Source organism: Pseudomonas sp. TE3644 (assembly GCF_056278815.1).
Map to the genome: position 1 here is coordinate 925,001 of NZ_JBWBQF010000001.1, position 21,191 is coordinate 946,191.

General features: G+C 61.0%; 18 protein-coding genes and 2 rRNA genes (1 of these 20 cut by a window edge). 16 read left to right on the top strand and 4 right to left on the bottom strand.

Translation table 11 applies throughout. From position 1 onward, the window contains the following. From ACZ9GA_RS04220 to ACZ9GA_RS04230, 3 genes are all read left to right on the top strand, one after another. Window positions 1-2,536 (top strand): 23S ribosomal RNA (locus ACZ9GA_RS04220); it begins 357 nt to the left of the window's first position. 143 nt (window positions 2,537-2,679) lie between these two features. Then, window positions 2,680-2,795 (top strand): 5S ribosomal RNA (gene rrf / locus ACZ9GA_RS04225). 342 nt (window positions 2,796-3,137) lie between these two features. Next, the gene (locus ACZ9GA_RS04230) at window positions 3,138-4,502 is read left to right on the top strand and encodes an MFS transporter (protein WP_457356906.1); all 1,365 of its coding nucleotides are present in this window, start codon (window positions 3,138-3,140) and stop codon (window positions 4,500-4,502) included. A gap of 147 nt (window positions 4,503-4,649) precedes the next feature. On the opposite strand, the gene ACZ9GA_RS04235 is transcribed toward ACZ9GA_RS04230, so the two are convergent. The 4 genes from ACZ9GA_RS04235 to flgA form a co-directional block, all read right to left on the bottom strand. Then, complete coding sequence (locus tag ACZ9GA_RS04235) at window positions 4,650-5,396, bottom strand: flagellar brake protein (protein ID WP_457356905.1); 747 nt, start codon at window positions 5,394-5,396, stop codon at window positions 4,650-4,652. Window positions 5,397-5,477: 81 nt separating this feature from the next. Further along, complete coding sequence (locus ACZ9GA_RS04240; RefSeq protein WP_457356904.1) at window positions 5,478-5,945, bottom strand: flagella synthesis protein FlgN; 468 nt, start codon at window positions 5,943-5,945, stop codon at window positions 5,478-5,480. A gap of 51 nt (window positions 5,946-5,996) precedes the next feature. Next, window positions 5,997-6,323, bottom strand: a complete 327-nt coding sequence (gene flgM, locus ACZ9GA_RS04245; RefSeq protein ID WP_027981709.1) for a flagellar biosynthesis anti-sigma factor FlgM — start codon at window positions 6,321-6,323, stop codon at window positions 5,997-5,999. 149 nt (window positions 6,324-6,472) lie between these two features. After that, window positions 6,473-7,225, bottom strand: coding sequence for a flagellar basal body P-ring formation chaperone FlgA (gene flgA / locus ACZ9GA_RS04250; RefSeq protein ID WP_457356903.1), 753 nt, complete (start codon window positions 7,223-7,225; stop codon window positions 6,473-6,475). A gap of 76 nt (window positions 7,226-7,301) precedes the next feature. On the opposite strand from flgA, the gene ACZ9GA_RS04255 reads away from it, so the two are divergent. The 13 genes from ACZ9GA_RS04255 (at window position 7,302) to ACZ9GA_RS04315 (ending at window position 21,099) form a co-directional block, all read left to right on the top strand. Next, window positions 7,302-8,231, top strand: coding sequence for a chemotaxis protein CheV (locus tag ACZ9GA_RS04255; RefSeq protein ID WP_457356902.1), 930 nt, complete (start codon window positions 7,302-7,304; stop codon window positions 8,229-8,231). A 53-nt stretch (window positions 8,232-8,284) separates the two neighbouring features. Beyond that, window positions 8,285-9,112, top strand: a complete 828-nt coding sequence (gene cheR, locus ACZ9GA_RS04260; RefSeq protein ID WP_457356901.1) for a protein-glutamate O-methyltransferase CheR — start codon at window positions 8,285-8,287, stop codon at window positions 9,110-9,112. 321 nt (window positions 9,113-9,433) lie between these two features. Continuing rightward, entirely contained in the window at window positions 9,434-9,841 is a 408-nt protein-coding gene (flgB, locus tag ACZ9GA_RS04265; protein ID WP_457356900.1) for a flagellar basal body rod protein FlgB, read from the top strand. Between the two features lie 3 nt (window positions 9,842-9,844). Continuing rightward, entirely contained in the window at window positions 9,845-10,291 is a 447-nt protein-coding gene (gene flgC, locus ACZ9GA_RS04270; protein WP_457356899.1) for a flagellar basal body rod protein FlgC, read from the top strand. A 15-nt stretch (window positions 10,292-10,306) separates the two neighbouring features. Continuing rightward, window positions 10,307-11,008, top strand: a complete 702-nt coding sequence (locus tag ACZ9GA_RS04275; protein ID WP_457356898.1) for a flagellar hook assembly protein FlgD — start codon at window positions 10,307-10,309, stop codon at window positions 11,006-11,008. Between the two features lie 27 nt (window positions 11,009-11,035). Continuing rightward, on the top strand, window positions 11,036-12,346 hold the full coding sequence (gene flgE, locus ACZ9GA_RS04280; RefSeq protein WP_457356897.1) for a flagellar hook protein FlgE: 1,311 nt from the start codon (window positions 11,036-11,038) through the stop codon (window positions 12,344-12,346). A 388-nt stretch (window positions 12,347-12,734) separates the two neighbouring features. Beyond that, window positions 12,735-13,475, top strand: coding sequence for a flagellar basal body rod protein FlgF (locus ACZ9GA_RS04285; RefSeq protein WP_457356896.1), 741 nt, complete (start codon window positions 12,735-12,737; stop codon window positions 13,473-13,475). Window positions 13,476-13,524: 49 nt separating this feature from the next. Further along, window positions 13,525-14,310 carry a flagellar basal-body rod protein FlgG gene (gene flgG / locus ACZ9GA_RS04290; RefSeq protein WP_027981700.1) on the top strand — a complete coding sequence of 262 codons (786 nt, stop codon included), beginning with the start codon at window positions 13,525-13,527 and terminating at the stop codon, window positions 14,308-14,310. 49 nt (window positions 14,311-14,359) lie between these two features. Beyond that, on the top strand, window positions 14,360-15,055 hold the full coding sequence (flgH, locus tag ACZ9GA_RS04295; protein ID WP_457356895.1) for a flagellar basal body L-ring protein FlgH: 696 nt from the start codon (window positions 14,360-14,362) through the stop codon (window positions 15,053-15,055). Window positions 15,056-15,067: 12 nt separating this feature from the next. Then, entirely contained in the window at window positions 15,068-16,189 is a 1,122-nt protein-coding gene (locus ACZ9GA_RS04300; RefSeq protein ID WP_457356894.1) for a flagellar basal body P-ring protein FlgI, read from the top strand. Window positions 16,190-16,200: 11 nt separating this feature from the next. Next, entirely contained in the window at window positions 16,201-17,469 is a 1,269-nt protein-coding gene (gene flgJ / locus ACZ9GA_RS04305; RefSeq protein ID WP_457356893.1) for a flagellar assembly peptidoglycan hydrolase FlgJ, read from the top strand. 11 nt (window positions 17,470-17,480) lie between these two features. Next, window positions 17,481-19,526 (top strand): flagellar hook-associated protein FlgK, encoded by a 2,046-nt coding sequence (gene flgK, locus ACZ9GA_RS04310; protein ID WP_457356892.1) that lies wholly within the window; start codon window positions 17,481-17,483, stop codon window positions 19,524-19,526. A 13-nt stretch (window positions 19,527-19,539) separates the two neighbouring features. Then, window positions 19,540-21,099: a flagellar hook-associated protein 3 gene (locus ACZ9GA_RS04315; RefSeq protein ID WP_457356891.1), complete on the top strand. Its 1,560-nt coding sequence runs from the start codon at window positions 19,540-19,542 to the stop codon at window positions 21,097-21,099. Window positions 21,100-21,191 lie beyond the last annotated feature (92 nt).

Sequence of the window (21,191 nt, forward strand, 5' to 3'; positions counted from 1 at the left end):
ATCGAGTAGGACGGAGCACGAGAAACTTTGTCTGAATATGGGGGGACCATCCTCCAAGGCTAAATACTACTGACTGACCGATAGTGAACTAGTACCGTGAGGGAAAGGCGAAAAGAACCCCGGAGAGGGGAGTGAAATAGATCCTGAAACCGTATGCGTACAAGCAGTGGGAGCAGACTTTGTTCTGTGACTGCGTACCTTTTGTATAATGGGTCAGCGACTTATATTCAGTGGCGAGCTTAACCGAATAGGGGAGGCGTAGCGAAAGCGAGTGTTAATAGCGCGTTTAGTCGCTGGGTATAGACCCGAAACCGGGCGATCTATCCATGGGCAGGTTGAAGGTTGGGTAACACTAACTGGAGGACCGAACCGACTACCGTTGAAAAGTTAGCGGATGACCTGTGGATCGGAGTGAAAGGCTAATCAAGCTCGGAGATAGCTGGTTCTCCTCGAAAGCTATTTAGGTAGCGCCTCATGTATCACTGTAGGGGGTAGAGCACTGTTTCGGCTAGGGGGTCATCCCGACTTACCAAACCGATGCAAACTCCGAATACCTACAAGTGCCGAGCATGGGAGACACACGGCGGGTGCTAACGTCCGTCGTGAAAAGGGAAACAACCCAGACCGTCAGCTAAGGTCCCAAAGTCATGGTTAAGTGGGAAACGATGTGGGAAGGCTTAGACAGCTAGGAGGTTGGCTTAGAAGCAGCCACCCTTTAAAGAAAGCGTAATAGCTCACTAGTCGAGTCGGCCTGCGCGGAAGATGTAACGGGGCTCAAACCATGCACCGAAGCTACGGGTATCACCTTTTGGTGATGCGGTAGAGGAGCGTTCTGTAAGCCTGTGAAGGTGAGTTGAGAAGCTTGCTGGAGGTATCAGAAGTGCGAATGCTGACATGAGTAACGACAATGGGTGTGAAAAACACCCACGCCGAAAGACCAAGGTTTCCTGCGCAACGTTAATCGACGCAGGGTTAGTCGGTCCCTAAGGCGAGGCTGAAAAGCGTAGTCGATGGAAAACAGGTTAATATTCCTGTACTTCTGGTTATTGCGATGGAGGGACGGAGAAGGCTAGGCCAGCTTGGCGTTGGTTGTCCAGGTTTAAGGTGGTAGGCTGGAATCTTAGGTAAATCCGGGATTCTAAGGCCGAGAGCTGATGACGAGTTGTCTTTAGACGACGAAGTGGTTGATGCCATGCTTCCAAGAAAAGCTTCTAAGCTTCAGGTAACCAGGAACCGTACCCCAAACCGACACAGGTGGTTGGGTAGAGAATACCAAGGCGCTTGAGAGAACTCGGGTGAAGGAACTAGGCAAAATGGCACCGTAACTTCGGGAGAAGGTGCGCCGGTGAGGGTGAAGGACTTGCTCCGTAAGCTCATGCCGGTCGAAGATACCAGGCCGCTGCGACTGTTTATTAAAAACACAGCACTCTGCAAACACGAAAGTGGACGTATAGGGTGTGACGCCTGCCCGGTGCCGGAAGGTTAATTGATGGGGTTAGCTAACGCGAAGCTCTTGATCGAAGCCCCGGTAAACGGCGGCCGTAACTATAACGGTCCTAAGGTAGCGAAATTCCTTGTCGGGTAAGTTCCGACCTGCACGAATGGCGTAACGATGGCGGCGCTGTCTCCACCCGAGACTCAGTGAAATTGAAATCGCTGTGAAGATGCAGTGTATCCGCGGCTAGACGGAAAGACCCCGTGAACCTTTACTATAGCTTTGCACTGGACTTTGAATTTGCTTGTGTAGGATAGGTGGGAGGCTTTGAAGCGTGGACGCCAGTTCGCGTGGAGCCATCCTTGAAATACCACCCTGGCAACTTTGAGGTTCTAACTCAGGTCCGTTATCCGGATCGAGGACAGTGTATGGTGGGTAGTTTGACTGGGGCGGTCTCCTCCTAAAGAGTAACGGAGGAGTACGAAGGTGCGCTCAGACCGGTCGGAAATCGGTCGTAGAGTATAAAGGCAAAAGCGCGCTTGACTGCGAGACAGACACGTCGAGCAGGTACGAAAGTAGGTCTTAGTGATCCGGTGGTTCTGTATGGAAGGGCCATCGCTCAACGGATAAAAGGTACTCCGGGGATAACAGGCTGATACCGCCCAAGAGTTCATATCGACGGCGGTGTTTGGCACCTCGATGTCGGCTCATCACATCCTGGGGCTGAAGCCGGTCCCAAGGGTATGGCTGTTCGCCATTTAAAGTGGTACGCGAGCTGGGTTTAGAACGTCGTGAGACAGTTCGGTCCCTATCTGCCGTGGACGTTTGAGATTTGAGAGGGGCTGCTCCTAGTACGAGAGGACCGGAGTGGACGAACCTCTGGTGTTCCGGTTGTCACGCCAGTGGCATTGCCGGGTAGCTATGTTCGGAAAAGATAACCGCTGAAAGCATCTAAGCGGGAAACTTGCCTCAAGATGAGATCTCACTGGAACCTTGAGTTCCCTGAAGGGCCGTCGAAGACTACGACGTTGATAGGTTGGGTGTGTAAGCGCTGTGAGGCGTTGAGCTAACCAATACTAATTGCCCGTGAGGCTTGACCATATAACACCCAAGCAATTTGCGTCGAAATGACCAGATTGCGGTGTTGTGAAGATGATACGAGCCGAAAGTTTGCGATTCACAAATACCATCACATACCCGATTCGCTGGAATGCCACCCAAAGGGCATCCTGGCTACAGAATTTCTTGACGACCATAGAGCATTGGAACCACCTGATCCCATCCCGAACTCAGCAGTGAAACGATGCATCGCCGATGGTAGTGTGGGGTTTCCCCATGTGAGAGTAGGTCATCGTCAAGATTAAATTCCGAAACCCCCACTTGCGAAAGCAGGTGGGGGTTTTGTCTTTTCCGGGATTTAAAATCTCGGCCAGCAGTCCTGGCCTCATCGCGAGCAAGCTTTGCTCCCACAGTGTAAAGCCCCGCACAGGTGCCAGGCTCAACACTGTGGGAGCAAAGCTTGCTCGCGATGAGGCCCTCCCTGACACCCCCCCCCATACACATTGAACCAACCCACGAATAATTCCTCCCATGAGCGCAGCCTGCGCCCGCTGCTCAGGCATAATCGGCCTTGCCCGTTTGTATCCAGCTACCTACCCTTTAGGCACCGCCTAACCCATTCAAGGAGCCGCTCGGAACGTCAATGCGCCAAATATGGAAACCCTTTCGTGCGCTGTATTTCGCCGCGTTGATGATGTTGATCGGCTCGGGCCTGTTAAGTACTTACCTGGCCCTGCGCCTGGCGGCCGATCATGTGGATGGGCTATGGGTGGGTGCGCTGATGGCGGCCAACTATTTTGGCCTGGTGCTGGGCGGCAAGATCGGCCACCGGCTGATCGCCCGGGTAGGGCATATCCGGGCTTATACCACGTGTGCCGGTATCGTCTGCGCCGCGGTGCTGGGCCATGGCCTGGTCAATTACCTGCCCGCCTGGCTGTTCCTGCGGATGATCGTGGGCCTGGGCATGATGTGCCAATACATGGTCATCGAAAGCTGGCTCAACGAGCAGGCCGACGCCAAGCAGCGTGGTGCCGTGTTCAGCGGCTACATGATTGCGTCGTACCTGGGGCTGGTCCTGGGCCAGTTGATTCTGGTGATCCACCCGCAACTGGGGCTGGAACTGCTGATGCTGGTGGCCCTGTGCTTCGCCCTGTGCCTGGTGCCGGTGGCGATGACGCAGCGCATCCACCCCGCACCGCTCAAGCCTGCGCCCATGGAGCCGCGCTTCTTCCTCAAGCGCGTACCGCAGTCGCTGAGTACCGTGCTGGGTTCGGGGCTGATCGTAGGCTCGTTCTACGGCCTGGCGCCGCTGTACGCCTCTCAGCAGGGCCTGACGACCGAGCAGGTGGGCTTGTTCATGGGTTCGTGCATCTTTGCCGGCTTGTTGGTGCAATGGCCGCTGGGCTGGCTCTCGGACCGTTATGACCGCGCCGTGTTGATTCGCACCTTCGCGCTGCTGCTGGGCGTTGCCGCCTTGCCCTTGGCGATACTGCCCAGCGTGCCCCTGGAGGTGCTGTTCGGCGCAGGCTTCCTGGTGTCTTTGCTGCAGTTCTGTCTCTATCCCCTGGCCAACGCCTTTTCCAACGACCATGTGGAGCCGGAGCGCCGCGTATCGCTGACGGCAATGCTATTGGTCACTTACGGGGTAGGGGCCAGCATCGGCCCACTGGTGGCCGGGGTGCTGATGAAGTCATTCGGCAGTCACATGCTCTACGCCTTCTTCAGCTTCTTCGCCCTGGTGCTGGTGTGGCGAATCCGGCCTAAGGCCGTCACCAACCTGCACCAGGTCGACGATGCGCCGCTGCACCACGTGGCCATGCCCGACAGTATGTCCAGCTCGCCCCTGGTGGCGGCGCTGGACCCGCGCGTCGACGAGCAGTCAGTGCACGATCAGATGCACGTCACCCCTGATCACGTCCCCGACCCGATCGCCGACGAGCTGGACGAAGCCGCAGAAATGGGCGACGGCAAAAAGGTCGGCCGCAGCCTCAGCGAAGAAGAACAGTAACCGTAGCCGCTGCCGCCAGGCTGCGCTGGCCCTGTACCTCGTCGCAGATCTGACGGGTTCACACCAGCCAGCGCAGCCTGGCGCCAGCGGCTACAAAAAAGGCCCGGTCATGGCAATGACCGGGCCTTTTTTCATGGCGACTACAACTCAGTAGTCGTCTTTGTCGAACCGGCGCGCCTCGCGCTGCAGGTCGAACACAAAACGCTCCACCTGACGCTGCACCAGGCCCGTCATGTTGTGGAAACGCATGCCGGCGAACGTCGTGTTGATGCGCTCTTCGTAATGCAAGTGGCGCAATTCGACCGGCGCGGTCATCTTGCCGAACGGCAGGTTGGCGACAAAGCGGTCATACACCTGGCCCAGTTGCAGGCGCTCGGAGATATCGCCCTCAAAGCGCAGCTTGCAGCCGGTGGCAGAAATATCCAGCAGCTTGCCGATGAACTCGCCCTTGAGCTTTTCGCCCGCAATCGACACATCCACCAGGTGGGCCAGCTTCAGTGCGGCACGGAAGGCGTTGCGACGCTGGTGGTAGATCACCTCCGTCGGCAGCGGGCCGTGGTAGACGCGACCCCCTTCGTTTTCATCGATGGTCAGGGCGTGTTCCACGTCCCAGGCGATGCGCACGCCATCATGGAAGCCTTCCACCTTGAACGGCTCGCCGGCCGCGAGAAATTTCTCGCCGTCACGCGGAATCATCTCGTCGAAGGCCAGGACATTGCTGTCACGGTCCAATTCGACCAGATAGGTCTGGAAGCGCTGGCTGCGCTCGTGAAATGTGATGATCAAAGGATCATGGCTCTGCAGCAGCGCGCGCAGGTTGGCGGCGATTTCCAAGGGCGTAGTCAGCACCTTGGGGGGCTGCGGAGCGTCTTCCGCGTTTGTGGCATTGAACACGGTTTATCAATCTCCAGGCAAAAAACGACACACGCAGGTGCTGGCGTTATGGCAGCATGTTCCACGCCTTGGTAAGGAAGGTCAAGCCTGACTCAACGGACGAGGCTTGGCCAGTTTCGACGTGGAGCCTCGGGCATCATAAAGCGAGGGGGTTTCACCGCCCATCAGGATGCGCATCTGGTTGGCGGTGGTGAGTTGTTGCAGGCGAATCGACTTGCCGTTTTGCTCATTCGCTGCCTGGCAATCGGCCAGCAGCCCCGTGAGCAAATCGCCCCGAGCCAGCAAATCGGCTCCAAGGTGCGAGTGTTGGGCAAGGATTTCCAGACCTTTGCGATCGGCTGACAACTTGAGGTGGTGCAGGATTTCGGTGCGTTTACGGCCATGCTGCTCGAGCAGAACGATCAACGACTGTTTTTGCGCGAGGATATTCTCCAGCAACGGCATATCACGGCCGTGCAGGGCCAGCGACTCGTGCTGCAATAGCGCAAGCAGTTGCTGCGCCGGAGCGATATCTTCTTCAATCAACAGCAGTAGGTTTCTGTCGTGCATGGCGAGCTCTGGTTTTCAAGCGTCCAGAAGCCTCTGCGCAGGGCATGTGCCCTAGCGCTGGGCTTCAAAATTTAGCAGTTTGCTGGCTACGCGGCTGCTATCCACTTTATAGCTGCCATCGGCGACGGCCGCTTTCAACTGCGCCACGCGGGCACTGTCGACGGTCGGCTGATCGCGCAGCTTGTCAGTGATTTTCTGCAACTGCTGAGCCTCGGAACTCAGGTGTACGGATTCCCCGCCGCTGGTGCTGCCAGTGGACGTAGTAGTGGCTGCTGTGTCGGTGCTCACCGAAGTATCGGTGGTGTCCTTGCTGCCGCTCGTACGTGTCGAGCTCGACACTTGCGAGGAATTGTTCAAACGACTGAAGTCGATAACCATAATAAAAAACCTCTGGGTATTTGGACGCTTGCCTTGTTTTCGGCCAAACCCCGAATAACTTTAGGCACTTTGATACAAAGCGCCGATGCACCAGAACTGGGGGCTGCGCAGCCCTCAGTCTAGGAAAATACGCCGCGAACCGCCAGCATTTACATAGCCACTTCCACCTGGCCGGGGCCGGTGACGCGGGCCTTGATCACGCGGTTGGAGTTAAGGTTGCGTACCCGGATCTGCTCGCTCATCGCGCCTTTGGACAGTGCTTCGCCGGGCATTTTGACCGCCAAACCCCCGGTGGTGGCGGTGATGACCACATTGTCGCCTTTCTTGATGGTGTCCGGCGCCTCGATGTGGGCGGGGGTCAGCACCTGGTCATTGACCGTTGGTCGGAGAAGCTTCTGCCCCACGGCCTGATCGAGCGCCGTCAGGTAGCCCTGGCTCAGCAAGCCCACATCGCGCTCGCGCATGGCCACGTCGCCGTCGGCGATCACGCCGTCGCGCTTGAGGGGGCGTGTGGTGGTGACCACGTCACGGAACAGTTTCACCTGGGCCGGCACGAACACGGTCCAGGGCGAGCTGCCGTCACAGCGCACCCGCACCGACACGCGACCGATGGGGGTGGCCGGGCTTTGCAGCGCCGCTGTCAATTCCTTGTCGCACAACCCCATGCGCAAACGCGGGTCCAGATTGTTGACCTGCACCTCATAACGGCCTTCGGTCTGGCTGGTTGCCAGATAATCCTCTACCGTGAACTCAAGAAAACCCTGGGTCGTACCGATAAGCTGCTCAGGAGTTGTGAATTCCTCTGCCTGGGAGGCATTGCCGAATCCGAAAAGGCAGACCGCAGCAAGCCCGCAGAGTAGTCTCTGTGCCATGCGTCGGGAAAATGTCGTTTTTGCGTTCATACACTATAAAAAGCAAGGGTCGTGCCGATTCAGTGGCAAGGTACGATCCACGCGAAGGTTTTAAGGAGTCACGGGCATGGCTGGTGTAATGGATTCGGTGAACCAGCGCACTCAACTGGTAGGGCAGAACCGCCTGGAGCTGCTGCTGTTCCGTCTGAACGGTTCGCAGCTCTATGGCATCAACGTGTTCAAGGTGCGGGAGGTGCTGCAATGCCCCAACCTGACCGTGATGCCCAAGTCCAGCCCGGTAGTGCGCGGTGTGGCGAATATTCGTGGGGCGACCATCCCGATCCTCGATCTGGCATTGGCGACCGGTGCGCGCAGTTTGCAGCAGGACATCAAGAATACGTTCGTGATCATCACGGAGTACAACACCAAGATCCAGGGCTTCCTGGTGCACTCGGTGGAGCGCATCGTCAACATGAACTGGGAGGAGATCCATCCGCCACCCAAGGGCACCGGCCGCGATCACTACCTCACGGCAGTGACTCGGGTGGACAATCAGCTCGTCGAAATCATCGACGTGGAGAAAATCCTCGCCGAAGTGGCACCCACCTCCGAGGCTATTTCCCACGGCGTGGTGGATCAGGAAACCCAAAGCAAGGCCGTATCGCTGCGCGTGTTGACCGTCGATGATTCCTCGGTGGCGCGCAAGCAGGTGACGCGCTGCCTGCAGACGGTGGGTGTGGAGGTGGTAGCCTTGAATGACGGGCGCCAGGCGTTGGACTACCTGCGCAAGCTGGTGGATGAGGGCAAGCGTCCCGAGGAAGAATTCCTCATGATGATTTCCGACATCGAAATGCCCGAGATGGACGGCTATACCTTGACTGCGGAGATTCGCAGCGACCCACGCATGAAAAACTTGCACATCACCTTGCACACCTCCCTTTCGGGGGTGTTCAACCAGGCGATGGTCAAGAAAGTGGGCGCCGATGATTTCCTGGCCAAGTTCCGGCCCGATGATCTGGCGCAGCGCGTGGTTGATCGAATCAAGGCAGCAGGCTAACGGCCGGGGCACCCATGCCCCGGACACGACAGACGATTTAAGAGGCGGCACCATTGTCTACGGGTAATTTGGATTTCGAACAGTTCCGGGTCTTCCTGGAAAAGGCCTGTGGCATTCTGTTGGGCGAGAACAAGCAGTATCTTGTTTCCAGCCGTCTCAACAAGCTGATGGAGCAGCAGGGCATCAAGTCCCTGGGCGAGCTGGTGCAGCGCATCCAGACCCAGCCGCGCAGTGGTCTGCGCGAGCAGGTGGTGGACGCCATGACCACCAACGAAACCCTGTGGTTCCGTGATACCTACCCCTTCGAAGTCATGAAAAACAGAGTGCTGCCCGAGTTCGTCAAGAATTCGCCGGGCCAGCGCCTGCGCATCTGGTCGGCGGCGTGTTCCTCGGGGCAGGAACCCTATTCGCTGTCGATGACCATCGACGAGTTCGAGCGCACCAACCTGGGCCAGCTCAAGTCGGGCGCGCAGATTGTTGCCACCGACCTGTCCGGCTCCATGCTGACCAACTGCAAGAGCGGTGAGTACGACAGCCTGGCCATCGGCCGCGGCCTGTCGGCGGACCGCCTGCAGCGCTACTTCGACACCAAGGCCCCGGGCCGCTGGGCGGTCAAGGCGCCGATCCGCAGCCGCGTGGAGTTTCGCTCCTTCAACCTGCTGGACAGCTACGCGGCGCTGGGCAAGTTCGACGTGGTGTTCTGCCGCAACGTGCTGATCTACTTCTCGGCGCAGGTGAAGAAGGACATCCTGTTGCGTATCCACGGCACCCTCAAGCCAGGTGGCTACCTGTTCCTGGGCGCCTCGGAGGCGCTCAACGGCTTGCCGGACCACTACCAGATGGTTCAATGCAGCCCGGGCATCATCTACCAGGCAAAATAAAGCAAAGGCCCTTCGGGGCCTTTGTTGTTTCCAGGGTATCCACGCCGCTGTAGCCGCTGCCGCCAGGCTGCGCTGGCCCCATGCCTCACTGAATATCCCCTGGGTTGACCCCGGCCGGCGCAGCCTGGCGGCAGCGGCTACAGGCGGCAATCACCCATTGCCGCTTTGTTGGCACCCAGCGGAACCCACTTGCCGCTTTTCTGGCATTGCCGCTTGCCACATCCGGCCAACCCCAGCAAAACCGGGCCCCTCACAATCTGGCACGGCCCTTGCTATCTCTCCTGTCACCAACATCCGGTCCGCCGTTTAAAGGTTTCCAACATGAGCATCAGTTTCGACAAAGCGCTGGGTATTCACGAACAGGCACTGGCGTTCCGCGCCCAGCGCGCTGAAGTGCTGGCCAACAACCTGGCCAACGCCGACACGCCTAACTACAAGGCCCGTGACCTGGACTTTGCCGCCGTGCTGCAAGCCGAAGGCGACAAGCGTCAGAACGGCACCTTTGAACTTGAGCGGACCAACAGCAAGCACATCGAAGCCGATGGCGTGAGCATGGGTGACCAGCAATTGCTGTACCGCACCCCCAGCCAGCCGTCGCTGGACCAGAACACCGTCGACGCGCAGGTGGAAACCGCCAGCTACGCCGAGAACTCGGTGAACTTCCAGGCCAGCTTCACGCTGCTCAACGCCAAATTCAAAGGGCTGGTGTCAGCCATCCGTGGGGAGTAATTCATGTCTCTAGCCAGCGTTTTCAACATTGCCGGTACCGGCATGAGTGCCCAGACCACTCGCCTGAACACCGTCGCCAGTAACATCGCCAACGCCGAGACCGTCTCGTCCAGCATCGACCAGACCTACCGCGCACGGCACCCGGTGTTTGCCACCGTGTTCGACCAGACCCAGTCCGAAGGTGACAGCGGCTCGCTGTTCCAGGATCAGGATGCGGCCGGCAGCGGCGTGCAGGTGTCGGGCGTGATCGAGGACCAGAGCAATCTGGAAGCCCGCTACGAACCCAAGAATCCGGCCGCCAACGCCGACGGCTACGTGTACTACCCGAACGTCAACGTGGTGGAGGAGATGGCCGACATGATCTCCGCCAGCCGTTCGTTCCAGACCAACGCGGACATCATGAATACCGCGAAAACCATGATGCAGAAAGTCCTGACCCTGGGTCAGTGATAGGGGCGAACCAGCATGACTACAACTACCGACAGCACTTCGGCCTCATCCGTCCTGACAGCGCTGCAGAAAACCACCAGTACCACTGACAGCTCCACCGGTACCGCTGGCAGCGCCCTGGGCAAGGACGCGTTCCTGCAACTGCTGGTTACGCAGATGCAGAACCAGAACCCCCTGGACCCACAGGACAACACCGCCTTCGTTTCCCAGCTGGCGCAGTTCAGCAGCCTGGAAAGCATGCAGAGCCTCAACGACTCGGTGAGCACCATCCTCACCTCGTACCAGTCGTCCCAGGCCCTGCAAGCGTCCTCGCTGGTCGGCCACTCGGTGACCGTCACCGGCACCACCGCCGATGTCGACACCAGCAAGGGCCTGACCGGCTCGGTGAACCTGACCGACTCCAGCACCAGCAACACCATCGGCGTCTACAGCAGTGACGGCACCCTGGTGCGTACCCTGGACATGGGTACCCAGTCGGCCGGCACTTACAGCTTTACCTGGGATGGCAAGGACGGCGACGGCAATACCGTTGACTCGGGCACCTACACCTTCAAGGCCGTCGCCACCATCGACGACACCTCGACCGTGATGACCACCAACCTGCCCAACACGGTAAACAGCGTCACCATGGCCACCACCAGCGGCGGCGAGATGACCCTCAACCTTGCGACTGGCACCAGTGTTGGCCTGTCCTCTGTCCAAACCATCGGAATTTAATGCCGGCTACGGCGCAGGAGTGAACTTATGTCTTTCAACGTCGGCCTCAGTGGCCTGGCAGCAGCCAACAAAGCACTGGACGTCACCGGCAATAACATTGCCAACGTCGCCACCACCGGTTTCAAATCGTCGCGCGCCGAATTCGCCGACCAGTACGCAGCGTCCATCCGTGGCACCTCGGGCAAGACCACCGTGGGTAGCGGCGTGACCACTGCGGCCGTATCGCAGCAGTTCACCCAGGGCAACATCTCGTCCACCGGCAACAGCCTGGACATGGCCATCAACGGCAACGGCTTCTTCGTGCTGAGCGACAACGGCTCCAAGCTGTACACCCGTGCCGGCGCCTTCTACAGCGACAAGTCGGGCAACATCGTCGACTCCAGCGGCAACAACCTGCAGGGTTACACCACCGACACCACCGGCAAGCTGACCTCCGGCGTGCTGTCGAACCTGGCCATCGATACCTCGAACCTGGCGCCCAAGGCGACTACCCAGATCTCGGAAACCGTCAACCTGAACTCCAGCGCGACCACCCCGACCGTCAGCCCGTTCAGCGCCAGCAACACCAGCAGCTACAACTACACCTTCAACACCGACGTGTACGACAGCCAGGGCAACGCCCACCAGCTGAACCAGTATTTCGTGAAGGATGACACGTCCAACAGCTGGACCATGTACACCACCATCGACGGCGTCAACCCGACCGACCCGACGTCGACCACGCCGCTGGCCAACACCCTGTCGTTCAACTCCGACGGCTCCTACAGCTACACCGCTGGCGACGTGACCGGCGGCCTGAGCGTGAACGACGACGGTACCTTCAGCCTGGCCGGCTGGGTGCCAGCCGCCGAGCAGAGCGACGGTACCTACGCCTCCAACGGTGCATCGGCCAGCACCGACATCACCCTGGACATGTCCAACCTGACCCAGTACAACGCCACTTCGGCCACGACTGCCAAGGACCAGGACGGCTACGCCACCGGCGAATTGTCGGCCCTGTCGGTGAGCGACACCGGTCAGCTGACCGCCACCTTCACCAACGGCAAGACCAACATCATCGGTCAAGTGGCCCTGGCCAACTTCGCCAACGTGCAGGGCCTGAGCCCGGCCGGTGGCACCGACTGGCGTGAAACCTACGCTTCGGGCGTGCCGGTGATCGGCACTCCGGGCACCGGCACCATGGGTGACCTGACCGCCTCCTCGCTGGAAGACTCCAACGTCGACCTGACCGAGGAATTGGTGAACCTGATCAAGGCGCAGTCCAACTACCAGGCCAACGCCAAGACCATCTCCACCGAAAGCACCATCATGCAGACCACTATCCAAATGGTTTCGTAGTTGTAACCTGAAACACACCAGAAGCCCGGGCCTGACAGCCCGGGCTTTTTTGTGGCTGCGCGCTCACCCGTAGCCGCTGCCGAAGGCTGCGCTGGCCCTGTGCCTCGCTGTAAATCTTCAGGGTTCACGCCGGCCAGCGCAGCCTTCGGCAGCGGCTACATCCTTGGCGTAAAACGTGGCGGCGTTTCCAGTTTTCTGGCGCCCATTGCCGCCAACCGGCAGCCACGCGCCGTTTTTCCGTCTCGGCCCGGCGGCAGGGCAGGGCGCAAACCCCGCCATGGCCCTGTAACACCGGCTACACAAAGCCTTTTCCAACCTTGGCCCGCTTGTTGCTATATCCCTGTCAGAACAGTGGTCGGCGGCATTCGCCCGTCATGGGAGACATACCTTGGACAAAATGCTTTACGTGGCAACGAGCGGCGCCAATCAGAACTCATTGGCGATGAAGTCGCACGCCAACAACCTGGCCAACGTTTCCACCAACGGCTTCCAGCGCGACCTGGAACAGGCCCGCTCGATGCCGGTATTCGGCGACGTGTACGCCTCGCGCGCCTACGCCATGACCGAAAACCCCGGCACCGATTTCACCCCCGGTGCCATGGTGGCAACCGGTCGTGACCTGGACGTGGCCGCCGATGGCGACAGCTACATCGCCGTGCAATCGCCCGACGGCAGCGAAGGCTATGTGCGCATGGCCAGCATGAACGTCGACGCCCTGGGCGTGCTGCGCGACGGCAATGGTTTGCCGGTCATGGGCAACGGTGGCCCGATTGCCGTGCCGCCCGAGCAGCAGATCGAAGTGGGCAGCGACGGCACCATCAGCATTCGCTCCATGGGCCAGGGCCCGGAAGTGATGGCGCAAGTGGACCGCATCAAGCTGGTCAAGCCCGACCCGCGCAACCTGGTCAAGGGCACCGACGGCCTGCTGCACACCAAGGATGGCCAACCGGCCGCGGCCGATGCCACGTCCAGCGTTACCTCCGGCTTCCTGCAGGCCAGCAACGTCAACGCCGTGGAAGAGATGACCTCGGTGCTGGCCCTGTCCAAGCAATTCGAGCTGCACATCAAGATGATGACCACCGCCAAAGAGGACGATGAGTCCATGGCGCGGGTCTTGCAGAACACCTGATAAATGACTGGGGCGCGGCGAAAAACAGGCGCGCACATAGGAGAACAGAATGCTTCCGGCACTTTACGTCAGCAAGACCGGTCTTGCCGCTCAGGACATGAACCTGACGACCATTTCCAACAACCTGGCCAACGTCTCGACCACCGGCTTCAAGGCCGACCGCGCCGAGTTCCAGGACCTGCTGTACCAAACCAAGCGTCAGCCAGGTGCCAACTCCACCACTGACACCGAACTGCCGTCCGGCCTGCAGCTGGGTACCGGTGTGCGCATCGTCGGCACCCAGAAGAACTTTACCGCCGGCAGCCTGGCCACCACCGACCAGCCGCTGGACATGGCCATCAACGGCCGTGGCTTCTTCCAGATCACTCAGCCGGACGGCACCACCGCGTACACCCGCGACGGCACCTTCCACCTGGACTCCAACGGCCAGATCGTGACCGCCAGCGGCAACGCCCTGAACCCGGCGATCGTGGTACCTACCAACGCCCAGACCTTCACCGTGGGCACCGACGGTACCGTGTCGATCACCACCGCCGCCAGCGCCACCTCCACGGTGATCGGCAACCTGCAGACCGCCGACTTCATCAACCCGGCCGGCCTGCAAGCCATCGGCAGCAACCTGTACCTGGAAACCGCTTCCAGCGGCGCGCCGCAGGTCGGCACCCCAGGCCTGAACGGCTTCGGTACCACCCTGCAGAACACTCTGGAAAACTCCAACGTCAGCACCGTGGAAGAGCTGGTGAACATGATCACCACGCAGCGCGCCTACGAGATGAACTCGAAAGTGATCTCCACTGCCGACCAGATGCTCCAGTACGTAACGCAGAATCTGTAATTCAGCCACACGGCGCCGCCGGCGCCAGCAACACCGTGAGGTCAGTGTCATGAGTCGTTTGTCCAGTGTTCTTGCCTTGAGTGGGATCGCTTTGTTGTCGGGTTGCATGTCGCCGCCACCCAAGCCCAATGACCCGTACTACGCGCCGGTGCTGCCGCGCACCCCGCTGCCGGCGGCGTCCAACAACGGCTCGATTTACCAGTCCGGTTTCGACCAGAACCTGTACACCGACCGCAAGGCGTTCCGTGTGGGTGACATCATCACCGTGACCCTGGCCGAGAAAACCGCGGCCAGCAAAAGTGCCGACTCCAAGCTGAGCAAGGACTCGACCACCTCCATGGGCCTGACCTCGCTGTTTGGCGCCGGCGTGTCCGGCACCAACCCGCTGACCGGCGGCAAGGCCACCCTGGACGCCGGCTACACCGGTTCGCGCGCCACCGACGGCACGGCCAAGGCCGACCAGGCCAACAGCCTGACCGGTTCGATCACCGTCACCGTGGCCGACGTGCTTCCCAACGGCATCCTGTCGGTACGCGGCGAGAAGTGGATGACGCTCAACACCGGTGAAGAGCTGGTGCGTATCGCCGGCCTGATCCGTGCCGACGACATCGCCACCGACAACACCGTGTCGTCGACCCGTGTCGCCGATGCGCGCATTACCTACTCGGGCACCGGCGCCTTCGCCGAGTCCAACCAGGTGGGTTGGCTTGACCGTTTCTTCATGAGCCCTTACTGGCCTTTCTAGGTGTCCACGACCATGCGTAAATTCAAGCACCTGATGGCCGTGACCCTGCTGGCTGCCTCGGCCCTGGTAACGGCAACCGCCGCCCAGGCCGAGCGCCTGAAGGACATCGCGAGCATTTCCGGCGTGCGCTCCAACCAGTTGATCGGCTACGGCCTGGTGGTGGGCCTGGACGGTACTGGTGACCAGACCACCCAGACCCCGTTCACCCTGCAGACCTTCAACAACATGCTGGCGCAGTTCGGCATCAAGGTGCCCACCGGCACGGGTACCACGCAGCTGAAAAACGTCGCGGCGGTGTCCATCCATGCCGACCTGCCACCGTTCTCCAAGCCTGGGCAAACCATCGACGTCACCGTGTCGTCGATCGGTAACTCCAAGAGCCTGCGCGGCGGCAGCCTGCTGATGACCCCGTTGAAAGGTATCGACGGCAACGTCTATGCCATCGCCCAGGGCAACCTGGTGGTGGGCGGCTTCGACGCCGAAGGCAAGGACGGCTCCAAGATCACCGTCAACGTACCGTCGGCCGGTCGCATCCCTGGCGGTGCCTCGGTGGAACGTTCGGTACCCAGCGGTTTCAACCAGGGCAACAGCCTGACGCTGAACCTCAACCGTTCTGACTTCACCACCGCCAAGCACATTGTCGACAAGATCAACAACATGCTCGGCCCAGGCGTGGCCCAGGCCGTCGACGGCGGTTCGGTGCGCGTCACTGCGCCTATCGACCCAAGCCAGCGCGTGGACTACATCTCGGTGCTGGAAAACCTGGAAGTGGACCCGGGCGCTGCGGCGGCCAAGGTCATCATCAACTCGCGTACCGGCACCATCGTCATCGGCCAGAACGTCAAAGTGTCGCCAGCGGCCGTGACCCACGGCAGCCTGACCGTGACCATCACCGAAGACCCGATCGTCAGCCAGCCTGGCCCGCTGTCCAACGGCCAGACAGCCGTGGTGCCACGCTCCAAGATCAACGCCCAGCAGGAAGCCAAGCCGATGTTCAAGTTCGGCCCTGGCACCACGCTTGACGAGATCGTCCGCGCCGTCAACCAGGTGGGCGCAGCGCCCAGCGACCTGATGGCCATCCTTGAAGCGTTGAAACAGGCCGGCGCCTTGCAAGCCGACCTGATCGTGATTTGAGGTAGCGGACCATGGATATGCCAAAGGGTGGCGTCAGCGCCCCGGTCGATTCCGGGGCCTACACGGACCTCAATCGCCTGAATGCGCTGAAGACCGGCGACAAGGACAGCGACGCCAACCTGAAGAAGGTGGCGCAGGAGTTCGAGTCGCTGTTCGTCGGTGAGATGCTCAAGTCGATGCGTTCTGCCAACGATGTGTTGGGCAAGGACAACCCGATGAACACCGAAACCACCAAGCAGTATCAGTCCATGTACGACCAGCAGCTGGCCGTGACCTTGTCCAAGCAGGGCAACGGCATCGGCCTGCAGGACGTGCTGATGCGTCAGCTGTCCAAGAACAAGGGCGTGCAGCACACCGGCGAGAACCCGTTCGCGCACAACGCCCCGGCGCTGTCCACGCTCAACGGTGGGCGCAACACCGCGGCCGACCTCAAGCACGCGCTGAACAACGCCGCCGGCAGCGCCCACAGCAACGACGTGGCGATGCTCAACCAGCGTCGCCTGTCGCTGCCCAGCAAACTGGCCGATCGCATCATGGCCGGCATCGTGCCGTCCACGGCGGCCAGCACCGAGGGCACGGCCGCGGCCACCCAGGCGCTGGCGCGCAACGGCATCAAGGTCAACACTGCCACCAGTGCTGCGCAAACCGCCGCCATCGACGCCGACGACAGCGCCGACAACGGCGGCGAATGGCAATCGGCCCAGGCGGCCATTGCCAGCGGCGACATTCGCATCATCGGCCGCAGCGTGGCCCAGCCACCGCTGGCGCCGGCCAAGAAAGCCTTCAGCACGGCCGACGATTTCGTCGCCACCATGTTGCCCCTGGCCAAGGACGCCGCCGCGCGCATTGGCGTGGACCCCAGCGTGCTGGTGGCCCAGGCGGCACTGGAAACCGGCTGGGGCCGCTCGGTCATGCGCGACGACAGTGGCAAGAGCAGCCACAACCTGTTCGGCATCAAGGCCAGCGGCAATTGGCAGGGCGATCAGGCACGCGCCATCACCAGCGAGTTCCGCAACGGCAAGATGGTCAAGGAGACGGCGCAGTTCCGCTCCTACGATTCCTACGCCGACAGCTTCCACGATCTGGTCAGCCTGTTGCAGAACAACGATCGCTATCAAGCTGTGGTGAAGTCGGCCGATAACCCAGAACAGTTTGTAAAAGAGTTGCAGAAGGCCGGGTACGCAACTGACCCGGACTACGCCAGCAAGATTTCGCAGATAGCCAGGCAGATGAAGGGCTACCAGAACTACGCGCTGGGCAGTGCCTCCACCCATTTATAAGGTTTTGAATCATGTCACTGATTTCAATCGGGCTTTCCGGGCTTAACGCCAGCCAGACGGCTTTGACGGTCACCAGTAACAACATCACCAACGTTTCGACGGCTGGCTATTCGCGAGAGTCGGCCCTGTCCGTGTCGTCTGCCATGCAGAACGTGGGCGTGGGCTTTGTCGGCACCGGTACCACCATTTCCGACGTGCGCCGCATCTACAACAGCTACATGGACTCGCAGCTGCAGACCACCACGGCCCTGAGCGCCGACGCCGCTACCTACAGCGACAACGTCGCCAGCCTGGACAGCCTGCTGTCCGACAGCGCCACCGGCATCAGCTCGACCCTGACCAGTTTCTTCTCGGCCCTGCAGACCGCGTCCAGCAACCCCAGCGACACCTCGTCGCGCCAGTTGCTGGTCACCGCTGCACAGACCCTGAGCAACCGTTTCAACTCGATTTCGTCGCAGATCACTTCGCAGAACGAAGGCATCAACTCGCAGTTGAGCACTTTGGCTGGCCAGGTGAACGACATCACCAAGCAGATCGCCTCGCTGAACCAGCAGATCACCACGGCGTCGGCTTCGGGCAACACCCCCAACAGCCTGCTGGATGCGCGCAACGAAGCCGTGCGCTCGCTCAATGAACTGGTCGGCGTGACCGTTCAGACCAACAGCAACGGCGGCTACGATGTGTACCTGGGCACCGGCCAGGCGCTGGTCAGCGGCAACACCGCCAACACCCTGACGGCGGCGCCCAGCACCACCGACAAATCCCAGTACGCGCTGAGCGTCAACTACGGCAACTACAGCACCGACGTGACCTCGGTGGTTACCGGTGGCTCCATCGGCGGCCTGCTGCGCTATCGCAGCGACGTGCTGGTGCCGGCGCAGAACACCCTGGGCCAGATCGCCCTGACCGTGTCCGACAGCATCAACTCCCAGCTGGGCCAGGGCCTGGACAGCAACGGTGACCTGGGTTCCAACCTGTTCTCCAGCATCAACAGCTCCACGGCCATCAGCCAGCGCAGCCTGGCCTCGTCCAACAACAGCGCAGGCTCGGGCAACCTCAACGTGACCATCGCCGACACCGGCACGTTGACCAATGACGACTACCAGGTGACGTTCACCAGCGCCACGGCCTACAGCGTGACGCGTTCGGACGGCACCAACATGGGCAGCTACGACCTGAGCACCACCCCGGCGCCGGTGATCGACGGCTTCACCCTGGCCCTGAGTGGCAGCGCGGTCAGCGCCGGTGACAGCTTCAAGGTCACCCCGACCCGCAACGCGGCCAGTGCCATCACCACCACCATGACCGACTCCAGCACGCTGGCACTGTCGGGCACGCTGACCGGTACGGCCAGCAGCAGCAACTCGGGCACCGGCACCTTCACCCAGCCGGTGTTGACCACGGCCGTGGACATCTACGACAGCACCTCCAAGTCCACCATGCAGACCGCGCTGGACAACTCCGCGCCGGTCAAGCTGGTGTTCGGCGCGGCGTCCAGCGGCACCCAGAGCTACACCGTCTATGACGCCAAGGGCAATAACATCGGCACCGGCACCATCGTGCCGGGCTCATCCAATGACCTGAGCATCAGCGTACCGATGCTCGACAGCACCGGCACCGTCATGAACGACAGTGACGGCAACCCGATGAGCTTCACCTTCTCCACCACGGTCAGCGGCACGCCGGCCACCAACGACAGCTACAGCGTGGCGCTGACCACCGCCGGCTCTTCGGACAACCGCAACGCCACCGCGCTGCTGGGTCTGCAGACCACGTCCACCGTCGGCACCGGCTCGGCCACCGGCGGCGTCAGCTTCACCACCGCCTACGCCTCGCTGGTGTCCGGCGTGGGTGCGCAGGCGTCGCAGGCAGTCACCGACGCCAGCGCCACCTCCACGGTGCTGACCACGGCCAAGGCCAACCGCGACTCGGTTTCGGGCGTCAACCTGGATGACGAAGCGGCTGCACTGGTCAAATACCAGCAGTACTACACCGCCGCCTCGCAAATCATCAAGACGGCCCAAGACACCTTTACCACCTTGCTCAACGCACTCTGAGGGTTAGTCGACCATGCGTATTTCCACTTCTCAATACTTCGAGACCAGCGCGGCCAACTACTCCTCGGCGTTCTCGGCCACGGCCAAGACCCAGGAGCAGATCAGCTCCGGCGTGCGCATCAAGACCGCCGGCGACGACCCGGTGGGCGCGGCCAAGCTGCTGCAACTGCAACAGCAAAGCTCGCTGCTGACCCAGTACAGCACCAACATGAGCACCGCCACCAACTCGCTGAACAACCAGGAAAGCGTGTTGAACTCGATCAACAACGCGCTGGTGCGCGCCCAGGAACTGGCGGTGAACGCCGGCGACGGCTCGCTCACCGACGCCGACCGCCAGTCCATCGGCGCCGAGATCAGCCAGCTGCAAGACCAGGTGCTGGGCCTGCTCAACACCAAGGACGCCTCGGGCAACTACATGTTCTCCGGCTCCAAGAGCACCACGCCGCCGTACGTGAAGAACAGCGACGGCAGCTACACCTACCAGGGCGACCAGACCGCCCTGAGCGTGCAGGTGTCCGACACCCTGAGCCTGCCCACCGGCGTCACCGGTTACACCGCGTTCGAGCAGGCCACCAACACCAGCCGTACCAGCTCCACCGTCACCTCGCCTGCGGTGAACGACAACAAGGTGTCGATCTCCCCGGGCCAGATGGATTCGGAAGCCACCTACAACAAATCCTTCACCGCCGGCGAGCCGTACACCGTCACCTTCACCAGTGACACCCAGTACGCGATCACCGACGCCTCGGGCAACGACATTACCTCGGAAGTGACCGGCAACGGCACCTTCAGCCCGACCACCGAAGGCGGCACCCAGTTCAGCCTGCGCGGCGTGGATTTCACCCTCAAGGTGGACACCGCCAACAGCGGCACCACCGCTGGCCACGTGATCACCCTGGCCAGCACCCCGGACACGCTGACCCCGTCGCGCAGCTCCGGCAACACCTCTACGGCACAGCTCACCAGCGGCTCGGTGACTAACGCGGCGACCTACACCAGCACCTTCCCAAGCTCGGGGGCGGTGATCAAGTTCACCAGCGCCAACGACTACTCGGTGTACGCCCAGCCCTACACCACCGACAGCAAGGCCATCGCCACCGGCACCATGGCCAGCGGCGACACCTCGATCTCGGCAGCCGGTGCCACCTTCGACGTCAGTGGCACGCCCGCTGCCGGTGACACCTTCCAGGTCTCGGTCAACGCCCACAAGACCCAGAACGTGCTCGACACCCTGTCGCAGTTGGCCACGGCGATGAACACGCCCATCAACGGTGACAACACCAAGCTGCTGGCGCTGCAGAACTCGGTCACCTCGGCCATCGCCAACCTGTCCGAGGCCAGTGAGCAGGTGGGCATCGCCCGCGGCGTGATCGGCGCCACCGGCAATGCCATCACCATTCAGACCACCGAGAACACCTCGTTGAGCCTGGCGAACAAGACCACCCAGTCGGACATCGGCGACACCGACATGGCCACCGCCTCGATCAACCTGACGTTGCAGCAGACCATGCTGGAGGCGTCCCAGGCCGCTTTCGCGAAGATCGCCCAGTTGAGCCTGTTCAACAAGATCTGAGCCATGAGCCAGTTTTTCGCGGCGCCATTCGCGGCCCTTCACGGGGCCGAGCCTGGCGCCGCATTTTTTCCCGCACCTTTTTCCGAAGCCTG